This is a genomic window from Salinivibrio sp. MA427 (assembly GCF_001996115.1).
GTDB classification, from domain to species: Bacteria; Pseudomonadota; Gammaproteobacteria; order Enterobacterales; family Vibrionaceae; genus Salinivibrio; species Salinivibrio costicola.
On record NZ_MUFH01000263.1, the window covers coordinates 1 to 3516 of the forward strand.

Genomic DNA, 3516 nt, shown 5'->3' on the forward strand with positions numbered 1-3516 from the left:
CCAGTACATCAATTGAACCCGAGGAAAAATGCAGTGCACTTTGTCCCGCACTGATCATTACCGTTTTTTTGCCGGCTTCCAATGCACGTATCGCTGCCGTATACCCAGCAATGCCACCGCCAATCACCGCAATATCATAGTGAATCATTGTGAGACCTCCTGATCGACAGCTTGAGTGGACACTTGCTCATTCATTTCCGTTTTTGATTCCTCGCTTGACGACTTAGGCACATCACCGGCGCCAAATAATCCTTGATAAATCCAGTAACTAAATTCGGCTTCGCGTAAAGCGTCCCCCCAGAAGATAGGCTTGACGCCCTTCCAGCGCTCTTCAAGAAAGTCCACCAGCAGCCCAGCACTCGCTTGCCCATCTAATCCTCCGCACTCACTGAATAAGCTGGCGGCGCGATAACTGCACAACTCGCCCTGACACGGCCCCATTCCAAGACGGGTGCGACGGCGTAAATCAGTGATGTTTTTTGCATCCAACGATTGAATGGCATAATTCACCTCGCCTTTGGTCACCATTTCGCATTCGCAAATCACCGCTTGGCTGTCGTCACTTTCATCCAAGAAATGGCTGACGCGTTCGCCATGGCGATAATAGGCGGATTGATAGACGGGTTTGACCAAGCTTGCACTGGCTTTGCTGATCCCTTTGGAGGGCTCAGAGCCCGGTAGCGGCCGTGTCGCGGTTTGGCAGGCATTGCGGTTACCCAGTTTTTCAGCCACCAAATCTGTGGCTTGCTCGGCCATCAGTCGATAGGTCATGAGTTTGCCACCGGTAATGGTGATCAAACCGTCAAGGCCATCGCGCGCTTGGTGGTCAAGCAACACGATGCCGCGGCTGATATTACGACCACTGCCATCATCGTCCACCGAGACCAACGGGCGTACGCCTGCATAAGCCCGTAACACCCGAGTATTGGCCATGATGGGAGCCAGCTTGGCGCCCTCGCGCATCAGCACATTCACTTCTTGTGGCGTCACCGCCAACTTATCAATTTGGTCGTACTCAATATGCTCGGACGTCGTACCAATTAAGGAAATAGTATCGCCAGGCACCAAGATGTCCGCATCGGCCGGTTTGCGACAGCGGTTGATCACCCGATTATTAATGCGGTAATCGAGGATCAGCAGTGAGCCCTTGGCAGGAAACATTTTGATGTTGAGGTCGGCATACTCACAGATAGTCTGGCCCCAAATCCCTGCCGCATTGATCACTTGCTGGGCCATAATCGAAAAGCGCTCACCCGTAAGAGTGTGGATACAATGAACCCCTTGTACCGTCGCGCCTTGGCGAACTAATCCAGTGACTTGGGTATGATTAAATACCTTGCCGCCATGCTCTTTACCGTCTAACACATTTGCCGCACACAAACGAAAAGGGTCAACCGTGCCATCGGGCACTTGCACGGCGCCTATCATCGCCGGGTTAGCATTGGGCTCTAGAGCGAGCGCCTCATGCGGTGTGAGTTTTCGTGTCGGAATACCGGCTTTATCACAACTGGCGATAAAGGTATCTTGGTAGGCCAGATCGTCTTCCGGYAAGGTAATAAACAGCCCCTTGGTATCTTCCACGCAATGACGCGCCACAGATTTAAGAATGGTGTTTTCTTGGATGCATTCGCGTGCCGACTCGGTATCCGTGACCGCGTAACGAGCCCCAGAGTGCAACAACCCATGGTTGCGACCCGAAGTGCCTGCCGCAATATCGTCACGTTCGAGCAAAATGCACGAGATGCCGCGAAGCGCACAATCGCGCATGATGCCAGTGCCGGTCGCACCGCCACCAATGATGACCACATCCGTTTCAATATAATGGCGAGTTGGCATGGGGCCTCCTTGTTACTTTATCGTAACCAGAGTGTGGCATTTCCCGTGCAACAATGACGGCGACAACATCACACTATGCGCGAAAGCGAAAAGGAAACTGCGGCTTGTTTGATTTAGGACAAACTTTTCAGTGGCGGATAGCGCGCGAATGGTGACACGGCAAATGGGTACTACAAGAAATCAGGCCGCGTTTATCCACCATTTGAGGAAAACACCTAGGGATAGCATGGTCGTGAAAAAGAAGACAAAGAGGACAAAGGCGCCATGCTCGAAAACGCGCATTGTTAATACATTGTGTATTTATTGGCTATTATTGCCCGATCTCAAATGTTGTCGGGTCGTGGTGGCGCGATAACACAGTGCCACCACGAAGCATAATCCCGCCGGAAACAACAATGCCGTAAAGTGGAAATGCGCAAATAACGCCGCCCCTACCACGCCGCCGACAATAAACCCCGACGCAATCAGTAAAAACAGCATCAGTTTACGCTTATCAACGCGGTTACCGCGCAACTTGCCGCCTAACATTAAGCCTAAATCGGTGACAATACCGGTTAAATGGGTTGAGCGTACAATCGCACCACTATAGGTGGTCGCCATCGCATTTTGCAGGCCACAAGCCGCCGATGCCGCCAGTTGACCAATGGCAAGGCCGCGGGATAAAAAATAAAACGCCACCACAATTAACCCGGCTTCAACAAAGAGTGCCGAGTCATAATGGCGGCCCAGCTTTAGCGTGCTGCCATGCAACAAGCAGCCGGACACCGCAGCACCAAGGAAAAAGGCCAACAATAAGCCACCCAGCTGAACAACGTGCATCCACTGGCCCGCAAACAGCCCCGAGCCAAATTGCGTCGCAGTGCCTGATACGTGTGAGACGGCTTGGTGTTCAAAGCCCAACAAGCCGATCGCATTGATGGTGCCGGCGATCAGTGCCAACACGAACGCCCCGGATTCAACCCACCGAGGCAAACGGGTAATCATTGGCTTTCCTTGCGTTAGTTAGTCGATGACGATGCTGGCGGGTCGAGCCTATCGAGTTGGTTATGACGGATCATCGCTTGCAACTCTTCCACATAGGCCTGCCCACGCTCAGAGTAGCGCCCTAACCCATTGGCGAGCACCGCGCCTGAAAGCGTTTTGTTTTGCTCTCGCAGACGGGCGCGGATCTCGCGTAGTCCTTGATATGCGGCATGGGTATTAAGGTTGTTGATATAGCTTTCTACCGAGGCTTGTGGCCCTTCAAACGCAGCCACTTCATGGGTTTTGCCTTCCGTTCGCTGCTTAGGCACCAGACCACACCCTTTGCTGAAACACCACTGCCCAAAGTAGTTATTGCCTTCACGTGCAAACCGCGAGGTGCCCCACGCACTCTCATTGGCTGCCTGCGCTAACACCAGCGACGGCGGAATGATATCCACTCGTTGGATCAGCGCCATCCAATTCGCTTCCTGGCTAACATCAAAGTCTGCTAACTCGTACTGATTCGCCAGCGCTTGGACGCGTTTTGTTTCTCGGCTACTTAACGCATTTTTACGCGCATGCCATGCCAACAATGCGGTACGATCGGCCCGTATTTGGCTATTAATCATATTGACAACGGGCGTGAAGTAATCAAAAAACGCCTGCTTGCGCTCTGCCCCCGCGGCAAAAGATTGGAAATCAGGAACAAGGGGAGCT

Annotated in this window: 4 protein-coding genes; all 4 read right to left on the reverse strand. The window is 52.7% G+C overall.

Going from position 1 to position 3516, the window contains the following annotated elements; translation table 11 throughout:
* Positions 1-148 (reverse strand): FAD-binding protein (locus BZG79_RS12965; RefSeq protein ID WP_199877834.1); only part of this gene is annotated, 148 nt, incomplete at its 3' end.
* On the reverse strand, positions 145-1836 hold the full coding sequence (gene glpA, locus BZG79_RS12970; RefSeq protein ID WP_077774601.1) for an anaerobic glycerol-3-phosphate dehydrogenase subunit A: 1692 nt from the start codon (positions 1834-1836) through the stop codon (positions 145-147). The genes BZG79_RS12965 and glpA, both read right to left, overlap by 4 nt.
* Before the next feature lie 300 nt (positions 1837-2136).
* The gene (locus tag BZG79_RS12975; protein WP_077774603.1) at positions 2137-2820 is read right to left on the reverse strand and encodes a YoaK family protein; all 684 of its coding nucleotides are present in this window, start codon (positions 2818-2820) and stop codon (positions 2137-2139) included.
* A gap of 14 nt (positions 2821-2834) precedes the next feature.
* A partial coding sequence (locus tag BZG79_RS12980; RefSeq protein WP_077774604.1) for a glucosaminidase domain-containing protein occupies positions 2835-3516 on the reverse strand: 682 nt, incomplete at its 5' end.

Coding starts and splice junctions, on each gene's coding strand:
- BZG79_RS12975 (WP_077774603.1), bottom strand. CDS start 2,820: ATGATTACCCGTTTGCCTCGGTGGGTTGAATCCGGGGCGTTCGTGTTG.